The organism is Methylocystis parvus (assembly GCF_049675845.1).
Taxonomy (GTDB): domain Bacteria; phylum Pseudomonadota; class Alphaproteobacteria; order Rhizobiales; family Beijerinckiaceae; genus Methylocystis; species Methylocystis parvus_A.
Genome location: NZ_CP187161.1, coordinates 2,544,122 through 2,566,050 on the forward strand (window position 1 = coordinate 2,544,122; position 21,929 = coordinate 2,566,050).

The following is a 21,929-nucleotide window of genomic DNA, read 5'->3' on the forward strand; positions in this document are numbered from 1 at the left end:
TCCCTCCCCCCACGGAGTGGCGGGGAGGGATGAAGGGTGGGGGGCGGCGCCGCTTTCGCCAAGGCTGGACGCGAGCCGCGCTTGACCAAAATCCGGGCGCGATGCAGCTTAGCCGCCTCCTCACAAGCATCCCGCGCGCAGGCCACACGCGCGGGCGCGAAAGGATGCGGCATGCTTGAAGCGCGCGATCTCTCGAAGCGCTATGACGGGGCGCAGGCCCCGGCGCTCGATCGTCTCGATCTCACGGTCAATCCCGGCGAGGTCTTTTGCCTCCTCGGCCCGAACGGCGCCGGCAAGACCACAACCGTCAATCTCTTCCTCGGCTTTCTCGACCCGACCGATGGACAGGCGCTGGTCTGTGGGATCGACAGCGCGAAAGACCCGCTCGGGGCGCGCGCGAAACTCGCTTATATCCCCGAGACGGTGATGCTCTACGGCGCGCTGACGGGGCTCGAGAACCTCGCTTATTTCACGGAAGTCTCCGGTGCGCCGACCCCTGCCTCCGAGCTTCTGCCGCTGCTCCTCGCCGCCGGCCTGCCGGAAGAAGCCGCGACGCGGCCCGTGCGCGGCTATTCGAAAGGCATGCGCCAGAAGGTCGGCGTCGCCATCGCGCTTGCGCGGCGCGCGCAGGCGCTGCTGCTCGACGAGCCGACCTCCGGCCTCGACCCGCTCGCCGCGAACGAATTCGCCGCGCTGATCGAGAAACTGCGGCGCGACGGCATGGCGATCCTGATGGTCACGCACGACCTCTTCCTCGCCAAGCAATGCGGCACGCGCATCGGCATCATGGCGGGCGGGAAGCTCGCCCGCGTCTTCGATGCGAGCGACGTGGATCATCTCGGCCTCGAACGCGCCTATCTCGACCTCTTCGCGACGGGAGCGGCGGCATGAGCGACATGGCGCTCGCCCCCGTCGCGCAGGCCATTCCCACGCGACGCGCGCACATTATTCGCGCCATCGCGGCCAAGGAATTTCTCGAGATGCGCCGCGACCGGCGGCTTCTCGCGCTCTTCGCCTTCGCCGCGCTGCTGACGCTCGCCGCGCTCGGCTTCGGCGCCGCCGAGAATGCGCGGATTGCGCGCGAACGCGCCGCCGCCGCAGAGGCCGACCGGCTGCTCTGGACGAGCCAGGGTGCCAAGAACCCGCACGCCGCCGCCCATTTCGGCCAATACGCCTTCAAGCCGACAAGCCCGCTCTCGCTCGCCGATCCCGGCGTCGATCCCTATGTCGGCTCGGCCGTGTGGCTGGAAGCGCACAAGCAAAACGAGGCGCAGTTCCGCGCGGCGCGCGACGGCGGGATCGCGGCGCGGCTGGGCGGGCTTTCCGCCGCCTTCATCCTGCAGACGGTCGCGCCGCTCATCGTCCTGCTTGCGGGCTTCGCCAGCTTCTCCGGCGAACGCGAAAGCGGCACGCTCAAACAATTGCTGAGCCTCGGCGCGCGCCCGCGCGATCTTCTCGCCGGCAAGGCGGTCGCCCTGCTCGGCGCCTCCGCCGCGCTGCTCGCGCCGGCCCTCATTGGCGCGGCGATCGCCGTCGCCACGATGACGGACGCAAACCGTCTTTCGCTCGCGGATCAGTTCCTCCGCCTCGCCGCGATGACGGCGGGCTACGCGGTCTATCTCGCCGGTTTCGTCTTCCTCGCCCTCGGCGTTTCGGCGCTTTCGAAATCCAGCCGCGCGGCGCTCGTCGCGCTGCTCGCCTTCTGGCTCGCCAATTCCTTCCTCGCGCCGCGCCTTGCGACCGACATCGCCCGCGCCCTCGCGCCGACGCCCACGGCGCAGGCGTTTCGCGCCGCCATCGCGAAAGACAAGGCGACGAGCTTCGGCCATGACGAGACGCATCCGGCCTTCATCGCCTTTCGCGACGAGGTTTTGAAAAAATACGGCGTGACGGACATTAAAGACCTGCCGGTGAGCTTTCGCGGCCTGTCGCTGCGCAAGGACGACGAAAACGGCTACGCGATTTTCGACAGGCATTTCGGTGCGCTGCAGGCGGCTTACGAGCGGCAGGACGCGCTGCGCGCCAGCGCGGGCTTTCTCTTTCCGCTGCTCGCCCTGCGGCCTTTCTCCATGGCTTTTGCGGGCTCCGACAGCCGCGCGCAATTTGACTTCGCGAGCGCGGCGGAAGCGCATCGCCGCGACATACAGAACGACGTCAGCGACAACATCATCCACTTCCAGCGCGACGAGAGCTACGTCGCCGGAACGGAACTCTGGAAGCGCATCGCCGCCTTCTCCTATCGCGCGCCGACGGCGGGCTTCGCGGTCGCGGGCAGCAGCGAGGCGATTGCGGGGCTCGTCGGCTGGCTCGCGCTCACTTTCGCTTTCGCGCTCGTCGCGATCCGTCGCTTGAGGCCGCTATGAGCGCCTTTCTCGCCGGCATGCGCTTCGAGGCGCTGACCCTGAAGCGCGAACGCGCCGTCTGGCTGGCGCTCGGCGCGCTCGTCGCCGCGATCCTCTTTTCGCTTCACACAGGCGCGGCCCGCGTCGAGACGCAGAAGAACCTCGTCGCCGCCGCGCGCGCGGAAGAAGCGCAGCGGATCGAGGGCTTAAAGAAGACGCTCGCAAAGTTGGAGGCGGGCGACGCGAAGGAAGAGCCGCCGCCCTATCGCGATCCGCGCAACGCCGCCTTCATGGGCGGCGGACCCGCCGCGCGCGTCGCCGCGCTCTTCCCCGCGCCGCTGGCGCTTGCGGCGGTCGGGCAAAGCGATCTCTTTCCGCCCGTCGTGAAGGTGACGACAGGCTCGAAGGACAGCTTTCTTTACGCGGACGAAATCGAGAATCCGGCCAATCTCATGAGCGGCTCGACCGATCTCGCTTTCGTGATCGTCTTCGTCTATCCGCTCGTTATTCTCGCGCTCGCTTTCAATCTGCTCGCTGGCGAACGCGAGCATGGCACGCTCGCCATGACGCTCGCTTCCGCGCGAAACCCGCGCGCGACGCTCGCGGGCAAGCTCGCCGCGCGCGTTCTGGCTCCCGTCGGCGCGACGCTGCTCGCCGCCGCCATTGGGATCGCGGCCTTTGCAGGCGCAAGCGTGATCGCCTCCGCATCCTTCGCCGCGCTCGCGACGATCATTTTGCTCTACGGCCTGTTCTGGGCGGCGCTCGCCTGCGCCGTCGACGGGCTCGGCAAAAGCTCGTCCTTCAATGCGTTGACGCTGGTCTGCGCCTTCGTCGTCGTGACCATGCTGGCGCCCGCCGGGATCAACAGCCTTGCCGGCTACGCCCATCCGGCGCCGTCGCGCATCGACATGGTTCTCGCCGCCCGCGCCGCCTCGACCGACGCCGACAAGGCCCGCGACGCCGCGCTCGCGCGTTATACGGACGAGCATTCCCACGAGAAGCGCGACCGCGCGCGGGAAGGAACGCTGCGCCGCCTCGCGACGCAGGAGGCGGCGTTCCAGCGCGTCGAGGGCGTCATCGCCGAGCATGACGCGCAGCTCGACCGCCAACGCGCGCTCGCCGACCGCTTGAGCTTCGTCTCCCCGGCGCTGCTGACCTATCGCGCGCTCGCCGACGTCGCGGGTGCGGGAGAAGCGCGCTATCGCGGCTTTCTCGACCGCATCGCCGCCTTCCATGTCGAATGGCGCGATTTCTTTCTCACCCGCGCAAAGGCGGGAACCGCCATGACCGCGGCGGATTACGACGCCCTGCCGCGCTTTCCGGAATTGCGGGAACAGGCAAGCGCCGGCATGGCCGCGCCGCTTGCCGGCGTGCTGATCCCGACGCTTCTCCTCGCCATCTTCGCCGCGCGCGGCTTGCGGCGCGTGAGGCCGTGAGCGGTTTGCAGCATCTCGGATGAGCGGGTAACTTCAAAGCCTGAAAGGCTTATTTCCCGCAGAGACTGCGCCGCCATGTTTCACGATCCCGATTTCATGCCTTTCGTTCCCCGTCGGCGGCCGTCGCTGCGCGTCGCGGCCCGGAACTTCATCGAGAACTGGCCGGCAGAAGCCTATCGCGACAGCCATGCGACGGTGCGGGCGGTCTGGCCGATCCTTCCCGAAATGCGTCTCGTCACGGACCCGGTCCTGGCCGAGGAAGTGCTCGTCGCGAGGGCCGAAAAATTCGGGCGCGACCGGCTTCAGGTCGAGGCGCTGGCGGACGAGGTCAATCGCGACAGCCTGTTCTTTGCGGAAGGCGCGCATTGGCGCTGGCAGAGGCGCTCGGCGACGCCTGCCTTCCGCCACGAAAATCTCCTCGCGCTCGTCCCGACCTTCGCGAAGGGCGCGGACATCCTCGCCGACGAATGGCGCGCGCGGGGAAAGGGAATTGTCGACGTCTCGCCCGCCATGACGCAGGCGACCTTCTGGATCATCCTGCAGGCCGTGATGGGCGATGGCGCCGCTTCGCTCGACCGCGACAAATATCTCGCGGCGCTGACGCCGGCTCTCTCGACCACCGCCTGGCGCTTTCTCTATGCACAGATGGGGCTGCCGCAAGCGTTTCCCTTCCCCGGCAAGCGCAAGGCGGAAGCGGGCGTTCGCTGGCTCCATCGCGAAACGTCGCGGCTCGTCGCGGAGCGGCGCGCGGCGGGCGGCGACGCGAAGGACATTCTCGGTCTCCTCCTCTCGGCGCGCGATCCCGAGACCGGCCGCGTGATGAGCGACAGCGAGCTCGTCTCGAACCTATATATCTTCATGGTCGCCGGCCATGAGACGGCGGCGACCGCGCTCGCCTGGACGCTCTGGCTCCTCGCCAAGGATCAACGGACGCAGGAGCGGCTGCGCGCCGAGATTGGAACGGTCCTCGGCTCCCGCGACATCGCGCCGGAAGACATTGAGCGGCTCGCCTTCACGCGGCAGGTCATTCAGGAATCGATGCGGCTCTTCCCGCCCGGCGTCGCCGTCGGCCGCGGCGCGCGCGAGGACGTGACGATCGGTCCGCTCGACATTCGCAAGGGCGATTTCCTTCTCGTCGCGAGCTGGTGCCTGCACCGGCACGAGAAGCTCTGGGAGGAGCCGAACGCCTTCGACCCGGACCGTTTCGCGCCGGAGAAGTCGAAGGGGCGCCATCGCTGCGCCTATCTTCCCTTCGGCGCGGGCCCGCGCATCTGCATCGGGATGAGCTTCGCGATGATCGAGATGCAGGTCATCCTCGCCGCGCTCTTGCGCCAATTCCGGTTCAGGACCGTTCCCGGCCCGCGCCTGACGCTCGCAACGAACATCACGCTGCGCGCGAAGGACGGCCTGCCTCTCGAGATCGAAGCGCTCTGAGCGAAAGGATCGCGCCATGTTTCACGATCCGGACTTCCAGCCCTTCGCGCCGCGGCCCACGCCGTCGCTGCGCGCCTATGTGCGCAACTATCTCGAAAACTTCCCGCCCGATTCCTATCGCGGCGAAACGACCGCCATCCGCCGTTTCAACCGGCCGCAGACGATCTTTCTCACCGACCCCGCGCTCATCGAGGACGTGCTGGTGACGCGGGCGGATTTCTTCCCGCGCGACCGCATTACTCCTCAAGCGCTCTCCAATGTCGTCGATCCGCAGGGGCTTTTTCTCGCGGAAGGGACGCATTGGCGCTGGCAGCGGCGCGCGGTCTCCCCCGCCTTCCGACACGAGAACCTTCTCGCTTTAACGCCAGTCTTCTTCGACTGCGCGGAGCGGCAGGCCGAGAAATGGCGCAAGGCGGGGCCGGGTCAGGTCGACGTCGCCAGGGCGATGATGGACGTCGCCTTCGACGTGATCCTGCGCGCCGTGATGGGCGACGTGGAGGCCGTGGATCGAGACAAATTCCTCGCCGCCGAGACGGACGCCTTTTCCGGCTTCTCCTGGCAATTCCTGCTCGCCGCGCTCGGCCTGCCGAAATTCATTCCGCATCCGGGCTTCATCAAGATGCATCTTGCGACGCGCTATCTGCGCCGCGAGACCGCGCGGCTCATCGCCGCGCGACGGGGGGAGGCCACGGGCGCCGACATCCTCTCGCTCCTCATCAAGGCGCGGGATCCCGAGACCGGCCGCGCCATGAATGATCGGGAGCTGCTCGCCAATCTCTTCACCTTCATTTCCGCCGGCCATGAGACCGCCGCCACCGCGCTCGCCTGGACGCTGTGGCTCATCGCCAAGGATCAGGCGACGCAGGAGCGGCTGCGCGCCGAGGTACGGGAGGTGGCGGGCGACGGGCCCATCGGCCGCGAGGAGGTCGAGCGCCTCGCCTTCACGAAGCAGGTCATTCAGGAATCGATGCGGCTCTTCTCGCCCGTCGGCGCGATCTCTCGCCAGCCGCGCGAGGCGACGACGCTGGGCGGCCATACGATCGAGAAAGGCGCGCAGGTGGTCGTCGCCATCTGGGCGCTGCACCGGAACGAGAAGCTCTGGCCCGACCCGCTCGGGTTCAACCCGGACCGCTTCGCGCCCGAAGCCTTAAAAGCGCGTCACCGCTTCGCCTTTCTGCCCTTCGGCGGCGGCCCGCGCATCTGTATCGGCATGAGCCTCGCAATGCTGGAGATGACGACCGTGCTGGCGACGCTGACGCGGGCCTTCGCGTTCCGACCGGTCGCGGGTTTCAGGCCGGATATTCAGCCGAATATTTCGACGCGGCCGAGACATGGCCTGCCGCTCATCGTCTCGCCGGTCTGAAGGCCGGCGCTAATCCTTCATGCGCCCGACGATCAGGCATTTGACCGAACCAAGAATTCTTTCTTTGTTTTCAGAAACGCTTTCGAGAGAAACAATATTGGCGGAACTCAAATGCAAGACATAGTCTTTGTATTCGAAGTCTGCGACCGGATTAAGCGTGGTTGCGTCGAGCACGGACGGAAAGTAAATCATGCCATGTTCTTCGTCGATCTTCGCCGCATCGACCACGCCGACTTTCTTGCGAAACTGATACAGATTTTCGTAATTTGGCTTCGCCTGCGAAACCCGCGGTTTAATTGGCTCCAACTGCTGCGGAGGAGCCATCACGATTTGCTCGCTTTTTGACGCAACTGCCGCGTTCGGGCTTTGCAGCGCGAGGTCATACCGTGTGGAGGCGAGAAAGAAACCGGCCCCCGCTCCGGTAAGCGTCAAAGTCAGCGCAGCGAGCGGGGCCTTTTTGACCGCCGCCCATTCATTTGTGACGCGATTCGAAATGTCGTCTTTTATTCGTGCGAGCATGAATAGATCATACGTCCATTCCTGCGCTGTTTTCAAAATATCTTGCGTTGCGCATCGCGCGCTCACAGCTTTTCGGCGCCGAGCGAAATCTTTTCTCCTTGCGGCGCCTGCTCGGGCGTCCATGCGTCGAGGCGCGCGACAATGCGCGAGAAGGTTTCGCGCGCAAAGGTGCGAAGGCCGGAACAGGTATGATGTCCCACGCGGCGAAGCCGGTATAGGCGAGCCCATGCGCCCGCGCGATGAAGACCGCGCGCTCCGCGTGGAAGCGCTGCGAGATGACGACGGCGTCCCTCTGCCCGAAGAGAAGATGCGCCCGCGCCAGCGAATCCCGCGTGTGGAAGCCGGCGGCGTCGCGATAGATGCGATCCGCGGGGACGCCCGCGGCGATCAGCGCGTCGCGCATGGCCGCCGGCTCCTCATAGAAGTCGTCGCGACGGTCGCCGCTGACGATGAGATATTTGACCTTGCCCGCCTTGTAGAGCGCCGTCGCCGCCTCGATGCGGTAGAGGAAATGGCGATTGTGCCCCTCGCCGTCGCGGCGGATGGGCGAGGCGCCGAGAACGAGGCCCGCCTCGACCGGCGCCACATCCGCCGCAGAGCCGGCGACATGCGGGCCCGCGTCGCGGCTGACCCAAATCCAGGCGGCGCCGGCGAGCAGCGCATAGGCCGCGAGAGCGAAACAGATGTTTGCGAAGGATTAGCCATCTGTGAAAAACCGTCCGGCGCGTCGGCGTTTGGCGAAGCGAAGCAGGCGGCCGCCGCTTCCGGACGTTATGGACGATGGCTGCATGTCGGTCTTGCGCGGGCGCACGGCCGCGATGATGCGGCGCAGGGGAGTCCTGTTGCGTCGCAGCCGAAATGACGGCATTTAGAGCCCCAAATTTCCACAGCCCTGCAACGGGCCTCATTCCGGGTAGGAAAAGCAAGAATGACCGTCGCGACGAAACTCGATCCCGCAAGCTGGCTCTCCGACGCGAGGGAAGCGCTCGCCGCCGTCGAGGCGCTCTATAATGAAGGCCTCGCCAGCGTTCGCGCCCGCGTCACCAAGGACGGCAAGCTCTCGAACGAGCTGATCGAGGCCGACCAGCACGCGGCGCACGGCCTCTCCTGGTTCGCGACCTACGTTCAGGGCCTCAAGGAGCTGATCGACTACGCCGAGCGCCTTCAGGGCGAGGGCGCCTATGGCGAGACGGAGGAGCTCCTCAACCAGATCGGCTACGCCGAGCTGCTCGCCCAGGTCTATGGCGGCATTCCGATGAGCCAGGGCGAAACCGTCCGCCTCTCGGATTTCGGCCTCTCCGCCCAGCAGGTCGCCGCGAAGCGCCCGGCCGCCGTCGACCGCCTCATCCTCTCTGGCAACACGCCCGCGAACCGCGCCCGCCTCGCCGAGCTGATCGACCATCATTCGGCGGCCGAGACGATCGGCGCCTCCGGCCTCGACGAGACGCTGGAAGCCATCCGCAGCGAAATGCGCAAATTCGCGGCCGACCATGTCGTTCCTTACGCGCAGGAATGGCACGCCAAGAACGCCTATATCCCGCTCGAGGTCATTTCGGGCCTCGCGGAGCTCGGCGTCTTCGGCCTGACGATCCCGGAGGCTTACGGCGGCTCGGGCATGGGCAAGATCGCCATGTGCGTCGTCTCCGAGGAGCTGTCGCGCGCCTATATCGGCGTCGGCTCGCTCGGCACGCGCTCCGAGATCGCGGGCGAGTTGATCCTCGTCGGCGGCACGGAAGACCAGAAGCAGAATTACCTGCCGCGGATCGCGACCGGCGAAATCCTGCCCACCGCCGTCTTCACCGAGCCGAATAACGGCTCGGACCTCGCGGGCCTGCGCACCCGCGCCGTGCGCGAGGGCGACGTCTACAAAGTCACGGGCAACAAGACCTGGATCACCCATCCGGTCCGCGCCGACATCATGACGCTGCTGACCCGCACCAATCCGAACGAGAAGGGCTATAAGGGCCTCTCCATGTTCATCGCGGAGAAGCCGCGCGGCACGGATGAGAACCCGTTCCCGGCCAAGGGCATGACGGGCGGCGAGATCGAGGTGCTCGGCTATCGCGGCATGAAGGAGTTCGAAATCGGCTTCGACAATTTCGAAGTGCCGGCCGCGAATCTCCTCGGCGGCGAAGAGGGCAAGGGCTTCAAGCAGCTCATGGAGACCTTCGAATCGGCCCGCATCCAGACCGCCGCGCGCGCCCTCGGCGTCGCCCAGTGCGCCCTCGACCTCGGCCTGAAATACGCCAAGGAGCGCATCCAGTTCGGCAAGCCGCTCTTCGCCTTCCCGCGCGTCTTCAACAAGATCGTGTCGATGGCGGTGGAGATCCACATCGCCCGCCAGATCACCTATTTCGCCGCGCGCGAGAAGGACGCCGGCAAGCGCTGCGACCTCGAGGCCGGCATGTCCAAGCTGCTCGGCGCCCGTGTCGCCTGGGCGGCGGCCGACAACGCCCTTCAGATCCACGGCGGCAACGGCTTCGCGCTGGAATATCCCGTCTCCCGCGTCCTCTGCGACGCCCGCATCCTCAACATCTTCGAGGGCGCGGCGGAGATTCAGGCGCAGGTCATCGCGCGGCGCCTGCTGGAAGGCTGACAAGCCTTTCAGCGCTTTCTGCAATTTGTCCCTCGCCCGCAAGGGCGGGGGATTTTTTATTGCCGTCATTGCGGGCCCAGCGACGCAATCGAGAGCCTTCCGGCGATCAAACGCTGCGGCCGAAACCCACGCCTTTTGTCAGCTCCCGGACACCCGTGTCGGTCGCTTTTTGCGCAATATGCCCACATTTTTGCGCTGCGGCGATTTAGCGCGGCGCGTTGTTATTGTTTGGGATAGTTTCGGAGCGCAGGATCAATTTAACACTGGCGAAAGCTTCGGCGCGCATTATATGTTGCAACGCACAAACAGCGTAGCCGATTTGCGCTAGCTAGGGTTCGTCACGCGGCGGCAAGGATTTTGCGCCATCGTGTCGAGCCAAGGAGGTCACCATGTTGGAATCGGTCAGACAGTATTTTCAGGACTGGTCGGACGCCTGCGAATACGCCAATGAATGCGCGCCCGACCTCTCCTTTCTGGGCAATGGCGAGCCTTTCACGGCCCTGCTCTTCATCGCCGCGGCCTGCTATCTCGCATGGGCGGTCAACGAGGCCCGCATCCAGCGCCGCGGCGCGGCGCGCCCGGCCGCATCGACGCAGCCGGCGAACGAGCTGAAGGCCGTCGTCGCCCAGATGCAGCAGGCTCAGGCCGCGCCGGAAAAGCTCGCCGCCTGAATAAGCCGCCAGCCGGCGCGTCGTTTCGACGCGCGGCGGCCACGCTTGCTCTCTCCTCGCTCGACCGCCACTTCTATGGCGTAAGCTTATCGAACGAGGACGCTATGAGCGCAGTTGCTGTCCATAATGGCGCGTGGGTTCTGATCGGCGATGGCCGGCGCGCGCTGTTCTTCTCCAATCACGGCGACGCCGAACTGCTCGATCTGCGGGTTGTCGAGACGCGGGTCGAGGAAAATCCCCCCACCCGCGAGCAGGGCTCGGACGCTCCGGGCCGCGCATTTTCGTCCGTTTCTCCCGGCCGCAGCTCCATGGGCAATGTCGACTGGCACGAGCTCGAGGAAGAGCGCTTCGCCCGCGCCATGGCCGACCGCATCAACGCCGCGGCCGAGAGCGGGGAGCTGAAGGAAATCGTCATCGTCGCGCCGCCCAAGACGCTCGGGGAAATCCGCAAGGACCTCTCCGTCAAGGCGCAAGGCAAGGTCGCGGGCGAGCTTCACAAGGACCTCACCAAGCATCCGGTTCCAGAGATCGAGAAGTTGCTGGCGCTCAAGCCGGCGAGCTGATCCTGTTCTGACGCGCTTTCTCTCGGGCATCCGCTTCGGCGGAAAGCGCTAATCCTCTTTGCGGGCGAGAAGGTCCGGCCGTCTCGCCCGCGTGAGCTTCACGGCCTCGGCATGGCGCCATTTGGCGATCTTGCCGTGGTCGCCGGAGAGCAGGATTTCGGGGATTTCGCGCCCCTCGAATTCGCGCGGACGCGTATATTGCGGATATTCCAGCAGTCCGCCTTCAAAGCTTTCCTCTTCCCCGGAAAGCTCCTCGCCCATCACGCCCGGCAGCAGGCGCACGCAGGCGTCCATAAGGGCGAGCGCGGCGATCTCGCCGCCCGAGAGAATGTAATCCCCGACCGAAATCTCCTCGAACTGGCGCGCGGCGATGATCCGCTCGTCGACGCCCTCGAAGCGCGCGCAGAGAATGACCGCGCCGGGCCCCGCCGCCAGATCGCGGACGCGCTGCTGGGTGAGCGGACGTCCGCGCGGGCTCATGAGGAGCCTCGGGCGCGGGTCGTCGGCCGGTCCCGCCGCGTCGATCGCCGCCGCGAGAACGTCGGCGCGCATCACCATGCCGGGCCCGCCGCCCGCCGGCGTATCGTCCACCGCGCGATGGCGGCCGATCCCATGCTCGCGAATCTGCCTGGTCTCGCATTCCCAAACGCCGCGCGCGAGCGCGTCTCCCGCGAGGGAGAGGCCGAGCGGCCCGGGGAACATTTCGGGGAAAAGAGTGAGGATCGTCGCGCGCCACATGGGGGCGGTTATGGCATGCGCGCGATGAGAGGAGCTAGTCCTCCTCCTCCGGCGCCTCGACCTCCGCAGGCGGCTCCACGATCACGCGCCCCTCCGCGACGCTCACCACCGGCACGACCGCCTTGGTGAAGGGGAACATCAGCGTCTCGCCGCCGCCGGGCGGAGCGATCTCCAGAATGTCGCCCGCGCCGAAATTGCGCACGGCCAAGACCTTCCCGAGCAATGCGCCCTCGCGCGTCTCGGCGCGCAGGCCGACGAGGTCGGCGAGGTAGAATTCGTCTTCGTCTTCCGGCGGGGGAAGCTTGTCGCGGGATATGTAAAGTTCGACCCCGGTGAGTCTTTCGGCGCCCGCGCGGTCCGCGACGCCCTCGACGCGGGCGACGAGCATGTCCTTGCCCTGCGGGCGGACGGCAGCGAGCTTGAAGGTCTTTACGCCGCTCTTGTCGGTGAGCGGGCCGTAGCCGCCGATCGCCATCGGATCGCCGGTGAAGCTCTGCAGGCGAATTTCGCCGCGCACGCCATGCGGCGCCCCGAAACGGCCGAGCAGGACGAGGTTTTTATCAACCGCCATAAGGTTTCCCCATCCCGAAGGAGCGAGCGCAGCTCGCGTCTCGAAGGAGGAGGAAATCGGCGCGGGCATTCGCCCTCGCGCTTCGAGACGCGTCCTTCGGACGCGCCTCAGCAAGAGGGCGAATGGAATGCGCCATGGCGGCGATTACTCAGCGGCGGCGGCGGCTTCGGCCGCGGCGGCGGCGCGTTCCTGGGCCTTCTTCTTCGGCTGGGCCTTCTCGGGATTGTTGCGGGCCTCGCGCTTCATCAGGCCGGCGGCGTCGAGGATGCGGGCGACGCGATCGGTCGGCTGGGCGCCCTTGGAGAGCCAGTCCTTCGCCTTCTCGGCGTCGAGCACGACGCGGTCGGCGGCGTCCTTGGCCTTCAGCGGGTCGAAGGTGCCGATCTTCTCGATGTAGCGGCCGTCGCGCGGCGAACGCGAATCGGCGACGACGACGCGATAGAAGGGGCGCTTCTTGGCGCCGCCGCGGGCGAGACGGATCTTGAGAGACATGTCAGGTTCCTTGAGTTCTTGAGTTACTTTTTCTTTCCGAACGGGTTGAGCCCGCCCAGCAGTCCACTGCCGAGGCCCGGAAGGCCCGGCTTTTGCGCGAGAAGGTCGGCCGGGGGAGCGGCCGGAATTCCGGGGGCGCCGGGAGCGGCGCCGCCGAGCTTCTCCTGCAACTTCTGCAGCTCCTCCTGCGAGGGCATCTCCATGCCCTTGGGGCCGAGGCCCATCATCGACGCGGCCTTGCCCATGAGCCCGCCGCGCTTGCCGCCGCCGAAGGACTTCATGAGGTCGGCCATCTGCCGATGCTGCTTGAGAAGCTTGTTGACGTCCTCGACCCGCATGCCGGAGCCGGCGGCGATGCGCTTCTTGCGCGAAGCCTTCATGAGGTCGGGGTTGCGGCGCTCCTGCGGCGTCATCGAGAGGATGATGGCGCGCTGGCGCTTGATGAGCTTGTCGTCGATGCCGGCCTTTTCGATCTGGTCCTTCATCTTCGCGACGCCGGGCAGAAGACCCATAATGCCGCCGAAGCCGCCGATCTTTTCGACCTGGGCGAGCTGGTCGCAAAGATCCTGCAGGTCGAACTTGCCCTTGGCCATGCGCGCGGCGGCCTTGCGGGCCTCCTCCGCGTCGATGGCGGCCGCCGCCTTCTCGACGAGGGCGACGATGTCGCCCATGCCGAGGATGCGGTTGGCGATGCGCTGCGGCGAGAACTCGTCGACGGCGTCCATCTTTTCGCCGGTGCCGATGAGCTTGATCGGCTTGCCGGTGACGTAGCGCATCGAGAGCGCCGCGCCGCCGCGGCCATCGCCGTCCATACGCGTCAATACGATGCCGGTGATGCCGACGCGCTCGTCGAAATTCTTGGCGAGGTTGACGGCGTCCTGACCCGTCAGCGCGTCGGCGACGAGCAGGATTTCATGCGGGAGGCGTAGGACTTGATGTCCACCATCTCCTGCATGAGCGGCTCGTCGATATGGGTGCGGCCGGCGGTGTCGAGCAGCACGACATCGTAGCCCTGCAGGCGCGCCGCCTCCATCGCCCGGCGCGCGATCTGGATCGGCGTCTGGCCCGGCACGATGGGGAGCGTGTCGACCTCGACCTGACGGCCGAGCACGGCGAGCTGCTCCTGCGCGGCGGGGCGCTTCACGTCGAGCGAGGCCATGAGCACGCGCTTGTCGTGGCGCTCCTTGAAGCGCTTGGCGATCTTCGCCGTCGTCGTCGTCTTACCGGCGCCCTGCAGGCCGACCATCATGATGGCGACGGGGGCTTGGCCGCGAGATTGACCGGCTCCGCCGTCTCGCCGAGCGTCTCGACCAGCACGTCATTGACGATCTTGACGACCATCTGGCCGGGCGAGACCGACTTGATGACATTGGCGCCCACCGCGCGGTCGCGCACCTTGTCCGCGAAGGAGCGGACCACGTCGAGCGCGACGTCCGCCTCGAGCAGCGCCTTGCGGATTTCGCGCAGCGCCTCGCTCACGTCGTTCTCGGTCAGCGAGCCGCGCTTCGTGATGCGGTCGAATACGGCGGAGAGCTTGTCGGAAAGGCTCTCGAACATGTCTTCTCTCCCGCGGCGGGAGGCTTGCGCCAAACGCCGCTCCAAAGCAAAACGCGCCCGGGGGCGCATCGCGCTGCCGGGCGTTGGCCTGCCGCCTCACGGGACGGCTGGGCTGATGATCGGTCTTCTCTTTCGAGATTGGGGGTCTTTGTAGGAGCGTCGGCCCGCGCCTGTCAATGGCGGCGGGTCAACGCATCGTGAGGCTCGGGCGCTCAAGAGAGCGAATTTCGGGTCGCGCTTTGGGAGGGAGCTTGTTCATAGCTCAAACCAATCTCCTTCAGCGTCAAGCTCGTCAGTCAGTTTGAAAAACCTGAAATCCTCGCGTGCGCGGGGTTTCAATCCGTTCCATCAACGGGGAAGCGAACTGCTCCTCTGCGGCAACCGCCCCAGCGCTCCGCATCCGGTCTCTAAAGTCCCTTAGCCTTCGAACTTGGTCCCGGAAAGATTCCGGCATTTGCTCAAACGACGCAATCGCGTCCTTGATCTCATGTTCCATCGTCGCCTCGATCAGGTGCATGTGTGCCGGTTATAGACGTAATAAGGGATACCATTACGGTTAAGGAACGACGAAAGCACGTCACAATAACGCCGCACCGCCTCTTGAAGTTCCTTATCCGCACCGAAGTCCTCTATCTCTAAGCGAACAACCTCTTTTAGGGTCTTCATGGAGATAAAACGCCCATGCGAATGCCAGTGTTTGTTGTTTGAGAGTAACGTCGCAATCTCTTCCGCCCTTCTTCTCTTATCATCCTCTGTTACAGGCGAGCCCTTGCTTGTTGTTCTATGCTCGATCCAATCCTTAAATTTATAATTTGTTAACCAGTCCTTCAGCAAGGTAATCGACAAATCTCTCGCTTGTTCATAAAAGCGCAGCATTGCTAGATCTTGCTTCTCTAGAAGCATGAACTCTGCTGGAGTTATTGTGCCGTCCCGTGATTTTTCGATGAGTTCACCAACTTTATCGAGATATCCCAGTGCCGGAACGAGATATTTCTCGTCTTTTTCAGGAACCTGGGGGTCAATCGGGCCGAGTGACGACGAGTAGTCCATATAAATTTTGTCACCTGCCATGCAAAAAATAGTGCCGGCTGACATAGCCATCCTTGGCACTAGGAAATATAGAAACTCGTAATGATGGCGAGCGATTTCAACACACTTTTCAACAACCTCGGCCTGCCCACCAGGGGTTGTTAAGCATATGCCAAGAGCATTTCGCTTACCCGGACGAGCCGCCAGTGCTTCTAACACGTCACGGAAGTGTGGGACAACGGCGGATCGTAATTCACCATAGAAATTAACTAAGTCGCATTCCAGAATTCTCTCAATTGCCTCTTCAGCTGACTGAACGGCCTCAAAAACAACTTTGTCATTTATCGGTATCGTCGCTGCCATGATCTTTCCATCGGCTGCGCGCCAAGCAATTTCGCGCTCCGCTTAGGCATCAATGCATCCGCCCTTACGCGCCCACCTCGTCGCCGCCAGCCCCATCCACTTGCCATCGGAACCTTATCCGAATCGAGCGCATCTTGAGCCTCGCCGGTAGCAATATCAATGCTCAGCTTAGGTGGGGACAAGACGAAGCTGATAATCCGGCCGGACTTCGAACTGCCTGATTACTTGGTCACAGCATCCAGATCAGCATGCCCTGCCGTCGCGCCGCCGCCGCCGCGACGAAGGCCTTCAGGCGCGGGAAATAGCGCGCCAGCTCCGCGCGCAGCTCCGCTTCCTCGCCGCAATGATACCCCAGCGACTTCATCGCCCGCGCATCGAGCCGCCCTGCGAGGGCGTCGAGATCGAGCGCTTCGAGGAAGCGCGAGAACGCCGCCGTCTCGTCGATCGAAAGCATGCGCGGCGGGCCATAGCCCAGGTCCTCGCCGACTTCGCGCCCGCCCGCGAGCAGGGTCGCCGCCGGCAGCGCGCCCTCGAAGGCGTCGCCGGTGAAGAGGAAATGCAGCATCCGCCAGGCGCCGTGGAGGTCGAGCACCGGCTCGGAGGGGCTGGAGACGCGCATGCGGCCGGAGCCCCGTCGGCGCAGCAAATCGAGATGGTCGAAGAGCATTTCGCGCGCGGTCGTGCTGAAGGCGGCGCGGCCCTCATCGGCCACGTAAAGGAGCTCCAGCTCCTTCAACCGCGCGGCGTGCCTGTCGGCGAAACCCGCCTCCACCAGCACGCCGAGATCCTCGCCCTCGACGCCCTCGCGAGCGTAACGGGCGAGATCAATCTGGCTTGCATGCTTGAGGTAAAGCGTCATGCCCATAAGCGGCGCCTCCTTTGACGGGAGAGTCGCCGGGCGAGGTTAACCGCGCCGAGGTCTGAAAAGTTAAAAGCCTAAGCAAAGGCGCGGCGGCTAGCCGATTGGTTTCCCAATTCTTTTTTTATTGGACGCCGCTCCCTCCCGCGACGCGGGAGGGAGCGGCTTGTCTTCGACCGTTCGTTAACTGACCGGCTTACGGCTTTAGAAACCGTAGAGCTTCGCGAAATCCGCGTCCTTGGCGGCGACCTGCTTGGCGAGATCGACGACGACCTTGCACTGTTTCCAGGTGGCGTCGTCCTGCATCTTGCCGTCGATCATCACGGCGCCGGTGCCGTCGGGCATGGCCTCCAGCACCTTCTTGGCGAAGGCGACCTCGTCCGGATCGGGCGAGAAGACGCGCTTGGCGATGTCGATCTGCGTCGGGTGCAGAGACCAGGCGCCGGCGCAGCCGAGCAGGAAGGCGTTGCGGAACTGCGCTTCGCAGGCCGCGCCGTCGAGAAGTCGCCGAAGGGGCCGTAAAAGGCCTTGATGCCGGCGGAGGCGCAGGCGTCGACCATCTTGGCGATGGTGTAGTGCCAGAGATCCTGCTGGAAGGTCGCGCGCGGGGCGTCGCCCTGCGGGTCGGCGATGACCTTGTATTCCGGATGGCCGCCGCCGACGCGGGTCGTCTTCATGGCGCGCGAGGCGGCGAGGTCCGCCGGGCCGAGCGAGATGCCGTGCATGCGGGGCGAGGCCGCCGCGATGGCGTCGACATTCTTGACGCCCTCGGCCGTCTCCAGAATGGCGTGGATGAGGATGGGCTTCTTGACGCCGTTGCGGGCTTCGAGCTGGGCGAGAAGCTGGTCGAGATAGGCGATGTCCCAGGGGCCCTCGACCTTGGGCAGCATGACGACGTCGAGCTTGTCGCCCACCGAGCCCACGATCTCGATCATGTCGTCGAGCGCCCAGGGGGAGTTCAGCGCGTTCATGCGCGTCCACAGGCCCGTCGAGCCGAAATCGACGGCCTTCGCCATCTCGATGAAGCCCTTGCGCGCGGCTTCCTTGGCGTCGGCCGGAATGGCGTCCTCGAGATTGCCGAGGACGACGTCGACCTGCCTGGCGATGTCCGGCACCTTGGCGCGGAATTTCTCGAGATGCGGCGGCACGAAATGGATCATGCGCTCCACCTTGACCGGCAGCTCGCGATAAGGCTCCGGCGCGCCGATGGCGAGCGGACGGTAGAACTGATTGGGCAGTTTCATGCGGGAAAGCTCCGATCGCGCGCCATCAGTGGGCGCGGGAGAGGTCGAGCTAGCGCAGACGGGGGGAGATGGCAATAACGACCGCAAGCGCTTCCTCGCGAGCATCGCGGCGCCGCGCCCTGGCCCAAACGGGGTGCGTCAAAATGTAACTGCGCTCGACCCCGATATTCTGGCGTTTTCGACTTACGCAGGCGCGAGCTTCATCATACTAGATGAACGCGGCTCAGTGAGCCGCTTCAAGATGCGCAAAAACAAGGAAAAAATTGATGGCCCTCCCCACCGATCCCTCTCAGAAGATCAAGCCGCTCCTCATCGCGCTCGGCGTTATCGGCGTGATCGTTTTGATCATCACCCAGGCGCCGACCTTCGTTCGCTACATGTCGGCCTGATAGACGATCGATCCGGCATAGCGGATTTTTGGACGGGAGCGCATAACGCTCCCGTTTTTTTCAGGCTGTCGCGCCATTTCGAGCGGCTAACGGCGTCGCGGCATTCGACGTTTCGATGCGCCGCTCGACGCCTATTGGGGACATACCGTCTTCACCACGATCCCATCCTGATAGCGGAAATACTCCAGGCAGGATTGCACGCCCACCAGCGTCGGCCGCTTGCCGATTTCGGCGGCCTTGAGGAAATCCACCACCGTCGTATGGCCCTTGCCGTCCCAGTCCATCTCCTTCCACTCATAGCCCGCCCGCCAGGCCGAGAAGACCCGCATGGAGAGGAAGAAGGCCGGAATGACGAGCACGGCGAGGACGCTCGTGACGATGAGGCGGCGCCGGTCGAAGGGCGAGGACATGGAAGGCTCCCTTTGAGAGAGGCGGCATGATAGCCGCTTGCGTGCGACCGCGCACTTCGATCGGGCGCAATCTTGGGCGATAGTCGGGCCGAAGCACAACCATCCGAGGCCAACCTTGCAGCAAGACGACACGATGCCCACGGGCCTTCTCGCCCGCTGGCGCGCCATTCCGCTTTATCTGCGCATTATCGTCGGCGTCGCGCTCGGCCTCGCCACGGGCATGGCGCTTGGCCCAAACGCCGCCTCGCTCGCTTTGCCGGCGAAGCTCGTCCTGCGCATCCTCGGCGCGCTGGCGCCGCCGCTGATCCTTCTCGCCATCGTGCAGGCGCTGATGCGCGCGCATCTGGGCGGCGGGCAGGCGATGCGGCTCGTGACGCTATTGCTGACCAACACGCTCGTCGCGATCTTCATCGGCCTTTTCGTCGCCAATGTCGTTCAGCCCGGCGGCTGGGCGAAGATCGGCGTTCCGCCCGCGGCGCCCGAGAAGGCGCATGGCGCCGCCGATCCGCTCTCCCAGCTTTTCGACGCCATCCCCAAAAGCATCGCCGGTCCTTTCACCGACGACGGCACGGTGATGGGCGTGATCTTCATCGCCGTCGCCTTCGGCGTCGCGTTGCGCGGGGTGCGCCATCACGAAGTGCGCACGGTGGAGGACCTCGTCCATGTCGCGCTGACGAGCCTCATCGCCATTCTGCACTGGATCGTCGACCTCGTGCCGCTCGCCGTCTTCGGCATCGTCGCGAGCATTATCGGCGTGAAGGGCTTTCACGACTTCATCGCGCTGGGCGGCTTCGTGATCGCCGTGCTGCTCGGACTCTTTCTGCAGGCCTGCTATTATCTGACGCGCGTGCGCTTGCAGACCTGGGTTCGTCCGCTCGATCTTCTCAAGGGCGTGCGTGACGCGCTGGTCATGGCTTTTTCCACCGGCAGCTCCACGGCGACCATGCCGGTGACGTACGAATGTCTGCGCGTGAATGTCGGGCTCCGCGAGCAATCGGCGAGCATGGGCGCGCTTGTCGGCTCCAATTTCAACAATGACGGCACAGCCCTTTACGAGGCGATGTCCGCGCTCTTCGTCGCGCAATTGCTGGGCATGCATCTCACGCTCGGGCAGCAATTCACCGTGGCGCTGACGTCCGTGATCGCCTCGGTCGGCGCCGCCGGCATTCCCGAAGCGGGGCTCGTGACGATGACGATGGTGTTCAAGGCGGTCGCCTTGCCGACGGACTACATCGCCATGCTGCTCACCGTGGACTGGCTGCTTGACCGCTGCCGGACCGCGATCAACGTAATGGGCGACGTGACGGTGAGCTGTCTGCTGGACGGCAAGACGAAGGGCGATCCGGGAGATTAATTGCAGTTCGTGACCTGGTTCGAGCAGAGCGCCTTCACCCAGCCGCGCTCTCCCGCCTGCGTTTCGACAAGCGCCCAATCTCCCGAACAGCCGAGGAGCGCCTTCGGCGAGTCCCCGACGGCCACGCCGTCGTCGCCCTCCCTGGCTTTCGCGCGATGCGACGCGGCGTCGGCGCGCGGCGCGTCGTAGAGGCGGCCCGGCGGCAGGCCGCTGGTAGCGTAAGCCGCGCCGACCATGGTCGCCTTGACCCAGCCGCGACCACGATAGGGTTGAGGCGCGGAGCGGGGATAAGGGGTATCGACATAGCCTTTGCCAGGCGGCAGGATTTCCTCGATGAGAAACCAGCCGTCGCGGTAACCGACGATGCTGAATTCGGATTTATACGTGTCGTCGGGAAATTTATGCGGCGGGGGCGCGACGCCGAGTATCGCCGCCTCCGTGGACGCCTCCGCGCGGACATTGAGCCCTTTCGGATCCGCATCGTTGGACCATGCGCCGAGATTGCAGGCGACAACGCCGGGCGGCAAAGTCTTCGGCGCGGCCTTGGCCTGCGTGACGAAAAGAGAGAGGCCGGCGGCCGCGAGAAGCTTCAAAGGCGGGGTCATTCACAGGCTCCGAGCGTCGCGACGGTCTTCTTCGTGAGCGGCGGCGCATAGGTCGCCGCACAGTTCAACGCGAAAGCCGGGCGGCCGGGCGCGCGGAATCCGAGCCTGCCCTTGATTTCGCGCTTGCCGTCCGGCCGTGCGTTGGACTGGACCGAGCCATTGGCGAGACAGGCCTTCTCGTCGAGCGCCATGTCGGCAGCCTCTTCCTCGAGGCCCTTGCCGATCGTCCGGCAGAACAGCGCGCGCTCGGCTGTCGACGCAGGATCGGCGAAAGCGGGCGCGCACAGAAGGAAAACGAACGCAAACCCAGGGCGCGCCCCCTGGGGTGAGCGGCGAAGCCCGATCCGCGCAATCGCCGTCTTGCCCCTCATCCCGACCCTCTCGCCATTGTCATGGGGAGAGGGAAACAGGCTCTCCGCCGCCGCGGGGAGTTTCTTCCCCTTCTGCGGCTCCGACAAGTGCGCGCCCGGGCATTTCCAACCTGGGCGCGCCGGCGCCAATATGCGGCCGATATTGTAAGGGGCAGAACCATGAATGGCCGGACCGGATTCATCCTTTCGCTCATCGGCGCGACGCTTTCGACCGCCGCATCCGCCGCCGACGCGCCCGATTGCCGCAACGGCATCTTCGTCGAAGAGGGCGTGACCTACGGACTCGCCAAGGTCACGGGCGAGGGCAAGCTGTTTTTCGTCGAAGACACGTTTTATTGCGACAAGGACAAGCAGAAGGGCGCCTGCCCGGTTTGTCCGAGCGACAATGCGGCCTGCCTTTCCAAGAGCTACGTCCTTCCCGGCGATCTCGTCATCACGGCGCGGTCCTTCAACGGCTATCGCTGCATCCTCTATCGCAACGAGAAGAATTTCGCGGGCTCCGCCGGCTATGTCCCCGAGGGGCGCCTCGAAGCGCTGCCTGCAGCCGAGGTGAAGCAGAAGGACTGGCTCGGCGCGTGGCGGATGGGCGACGATTCCATCACGCTGCGCGCCAAGGGCGACAAGCTTTCCGCGAGCGGCGACGCCTATTGGCCCTCGGCAAACCCCTCGCTGAAGGAGAGGCCCGGCGGCCCGAATATCGGCCAGATGTCCGGCGTCGCGGCCCCCAAAGGCAATCAGGTCACATTCGCCGACGATGAAGACGAATGCCATGTAAGCCTGACGCTGCTGCCGCCTTTCCTGCTCGCGCACGATAATGAGCGCTGCGGCGGCATGAATGTGCGCTTTGACGGCGTCTATTTGCGCGCCGGCAGGGGCAAAGGCCGGTAGGAGCGTTACCAATTGGCGCCGAGCGGAACATGTGCGCCCGTCCCGAAGCGGGACGGGCGATACGGGAGGAGCACAAACCGGGTCCGAATCGGAACCGCTTGATTCGGCAGGGGCGCACGTGAAAAAAGGGTTATC

21 protein-coding genes and 2 pseudogenes are annotated in these 21,929 nt (G+C 65.2%); 11 read left to right on the plus strand and 12 right to left on the minus strand.

The features are described from left to right. Window positions 1-171: 171 nt before the first annotated feature. From ACPFMJ_RS13165 to ACPFMJ_RS13185, 5 genes are all read left to right on the plus strand, one after another. On the plus strand, window positions 172-891 hold the full coding sequence (locus ACPFMJ_RS13165) for an ABC transporter ATP-binding protein (protein WP_424360450.1): 720 nt from the start codon (window positions 172-174) through the stop codon (window positions 889-891). Then, window positions 888-2,363: an ABC transporter permease subunit gene (locus tag ACPFMJ_RS13170; protein WP_424360451.1), complete on the plus strand. Its 1,476-nt coding sequence runs from the start codon at window positions 888-890 to the stop codon at window positions 2,361-2,363. Before ACPFMJ_RS13165 ends, ACPFMJ_RS13170 begins: the two co-directional genes overlap by 4 nt. Beyond that, window positions 2,360-3,778 (plus strand): DUF3526 domain-containing protein, encoded by a 1,419-nt coding sequence (locus ACPFMJ_RS13175; RefSeq protein WP_424360452.1) that lies wholly within the window; start codon window positions 2,360-2,362, stop codon window positions 3,776-3,778. Before ACPFMJ_RS13170 ends, ACPFMJ_RS13175 begins: the two co-directional genes overlap by 4 nt. Before the next feature lie 75 nt (window positions 3,779-3,853). After that, the gene (locus ACPFMJ_RS13180) at window positions 3,854-5,212 is read left to right on the plus strand and encodes a cytochrome P450 (RefSeq protein ID WP_424360453.1); all 1,359 of its coding nucleotides are present in this window, start codon (window positions 3,854-3,856) and stop codon (window positions 5,210-5,212) included. Window positions 5,213-5,228: 16 nt separating this feature from the next. Further along, window positions 5,229-6,575, plus strand: a complete 1,347-nt coding sequence (locus ACPFMJ_RS13185) for a cytochrome P450 (protein ID WP_424360454.1) — start codon at window positions 5,229-5,231, stop codon at window positions 6,573-6,575. 9 nt (window positions 6,576-6,584) lie between these two features. Here ACPFMJ_RS13185 and ACPFMJ_RS13190 read toward each other — a convergent pair whose 3' ends face one another. After that, window positions 6,585-7,130, minus strand: coding sequence for a hypothetical protein (locus tag ACPFMJ_RS13190; RefSeq protein ID WP_424360455.1), 546 nt, complete (start codon window positions 7,128-7,130; stop codon window positions 6,585-6,587). Beyond that, complete coding sequence (locus ACPFMJ_RS13195; RefSeq protein WP_424360456.1) at window positions 7,102-7,680, minus strand: SanA/YdcF family protein; 579 nt, start codon at window positions 7,678-7,680, stop codon at window positions 7,102-7,104. The genes ACPFMJ_RS13190 and ACPFMJ_RS13195 overlap by 29 nt, the downstream gene beginning before the upstream one ends. Window positions 7,681-8,022: 342 nt before the next feature. Here ACPFMJ_RS13195 and ACPFMJ_RS13200 point away from each other — a divergent pair, with 342 nt between their 5' ends. The 3 genes from ACPFMJ_RS13200 (at window position 8,023) to ACPFMJ_RS13210 (ending at window position 10,924) form a co-directional block, all read left to right on the plus strand. Next, window positions 8,023-9,690 carry an acyl-CoA dehydrogenase family protein gene (locus ACPFMJ_RS13200; protein ID WP_424360457.1) on the plus strand — a complete coding sequence of 556 codons (1,668 nt, stop codon included), beginning with the start codon at window positions 8,023-8,025 and terminating at the stop codon, window positions 9,688-9,690. Between the two features lie 389 nt (window positions 9,691-10,079). Beyond that, entirely contained in the window at window positions 10,080-10,361 is a 282-nt protein-coding gene (locus tag ACPFMJ_RS13205; protein WP_424360458.1) for a hypothetical protein, read from the plus strand. 104 nt (window positions 10,362-10,465) lie between these two features. Then, a complete protein-coding gene (locus ACPFMJ_RS13210) occupies window positions 10,466-10,924 on the plus strand; it encodes a host attachment protein (protein ID WP_424360459.1) in 459 nt (152 codons plus the stop codon). 48 nt (window positions 10,925-10,972) lie between these two features. On the opposite strand, the gene trmD is transcribed toward ACPFMJ_RS13210, so the two are convergent. The 7 genes and pseudogenes from trmD to ACPFMJ_RS13245 all read right to left on the minus strand — a co-directional run bounded on the left by trmD (window position 10,973) and on the right by ACPFMJ_RS13245 (window position 17,777). Continuing rightward, window positions 10,973-11,662 carry a tRNA (guanosine(37)-N1)-methyltransferase TrmD gene (gene trmD / locus ACPFMJ_RS13215; RefSeq protein ID WP_424360460.1) on the minus strand — a complete coding sequence of 230 codons (690 nt, stop codon included), beginning with the start codon at window positions 11,660-11,662 and terminating at the stop codon, window positions 10,973-10,975. Between the two features lie 34 nt (window positions 11,663-11,696). Next, entirely contained in the window at window positions 11,697-12,302 is a 606-nt protein-coding gene (gene rimM / locus ACPFMJ_RS13220) for a ribosome maturation factor RimM (RefSeq protein WP_424360461.1), read from the minus strand. A 75-nt stretch (window positions 12,303-12,377) separates the two neighbouring features. After that, window positions 12,378-12,725, minus strand: a complete 348-nt coding sequence (gene rpsP, locus ACPFMJ_RS13225) for a 30S ribosomal protein S16 (protein ID WP_424360462.1) — start codon at window positions 12,723-12,725, stop codon at window positions 12,378-12,380. 23 nt (window positions 12,726-12,748) lie between these two features. After that, window positions 12,749-14,282: pseudogene (ffh, locus tag ACPFMJ_RS13230) on the minus strand (signal recognition particle protein). A 507-nt stretch (window positions 14,283-14,789) separates the two neighbouring features. Continuing rightward, window positions 14,790-15,674, minus strand: coding sequence for an SDH family Clp fold serine proteinase (locus ACPFMJ_RS13235; RefSeq protein WP_424360463.1), 885 nt, complete (start codon window positions 15,672-15,674; stop codon window positions 14,790-14,792). 229 nt (window positions 15,675-15,903) lie between these two features. After that, complete coding sequence (locus ACPFMJ_RS13240) at window positions 15,904-16,539, minus strand: DUF1877 family protein (RefSeq protein ID WP_424360464.1); 636 nt, start codon at window positions 16,537-16,539, stop codon at window positions 15,904-15,906. Window positions 16,540-16,737: 198 nt separating this feature from the next. After that, window positions 16,738-17,777 (minus strand): annotated as a pseudogene (locus ACPFMJ_RS13245) (HpcH/HpaI aldolase/citrate lyase family protein). A gap of 266 nt (window positions 17,778-18,043) precedes the next feature. Here ACPFMJ_RS13245 and ACPFMJ_RS13250 point away from each other — a divergent pair. Further along, complete coding sequence (locus ACPFMJ_RS13250) at window positions 18,044-18,166, plus strand: hypothetical protein (RefSeq protein ID WP_424360465.1); 123 nt, start codon at window positions 18,044-18,046, stop codon at window positions 18,164-18,166. Between the two features lie 131 nt (window positions 18,167-18,297). On the opposite strand, the gene ACPFMJ_RS13255 is transcribed toward ACPFMJ_RS13250, so the two are convergent. Continuing rightward, entirely contained in the window at window positions 18,298-18,576 is a 279-nt protein-coding gene (locus tag ACPFMJ_RS13255) for a hypothetical protein (protein WP_424360466.1), read from the minus strand. Between the two features lie 115 nt (window positions 18,577-18,691). Here ACPFMJ_RS13255 and ACPFMJ_RS13260 point away from each other — a divergent pair, with 115 nt between their 5' ends. Further along, window positions 18,692-19,930, plus strand: a complete 1,239-nt coding sequence (locus ACPFMJ_RS13260) for a dicarboxylate/amino acid:cation symporter (RefSeq protein ID WP_424360467.1) — start codon at window positions 18,692-18,694, stop codon at window positions 19,928-19,930. Here ACPFMJ_RS13260 and ACPFMJ_RS13265 read toward each other — a convergent pair. Both ACPFMJ_RS13265 and ACPFMJ_RS13270 read right to left on the minus strand, forming a co-directional pair. Then, window positions 19,927-20,535, minus strand: a complete 609-nt coding sequence (locus ACPFMJ_RS13265; protein ID WP_424360468.1) for a hypothetical protein — start codon at window positions 20,533-20,535, stop codon at window positions 19,927-19,929. The genes ACPFMJ_RS13260 and ACPFMJ_RS13265 overlap by 4 nt on opposite strands. Then, entirely contained in the window at window positions 20,532-20,993 is a 462-nt protein-coding gene (locus ACPFMJ_RS13270) for a hypothetical protein (protein ID WP_424360469.1), read from the minus strand. The genes ACPFMJ_RS13265 and ACPFMJ_RS13270 overlap by 4 nt, the downstream gene beginning before the upstream one ends. Window positions 20,994-21,065: 72 nt before the next feature. On the opposite strand from ACPFMJ_RS13270, the gene ACPFMJ_RS13275 reads away from it, so the two are divergent. Next, window positions 21,066-21,794 carry a hypothetical protein gene (locus ACPFMJ_RS13275; RefSeq protein ID WP_424360470.1) on the plus strand — a complete coding sequence of 243 codons (729 nt, stop codon included), beginning with the start codon at window positions 21,066-21,068 and terminating at the stop codon, window positions 21,792-21,794. Window positions 21,795-21,929: the final 135 nt, after the last annotated feature.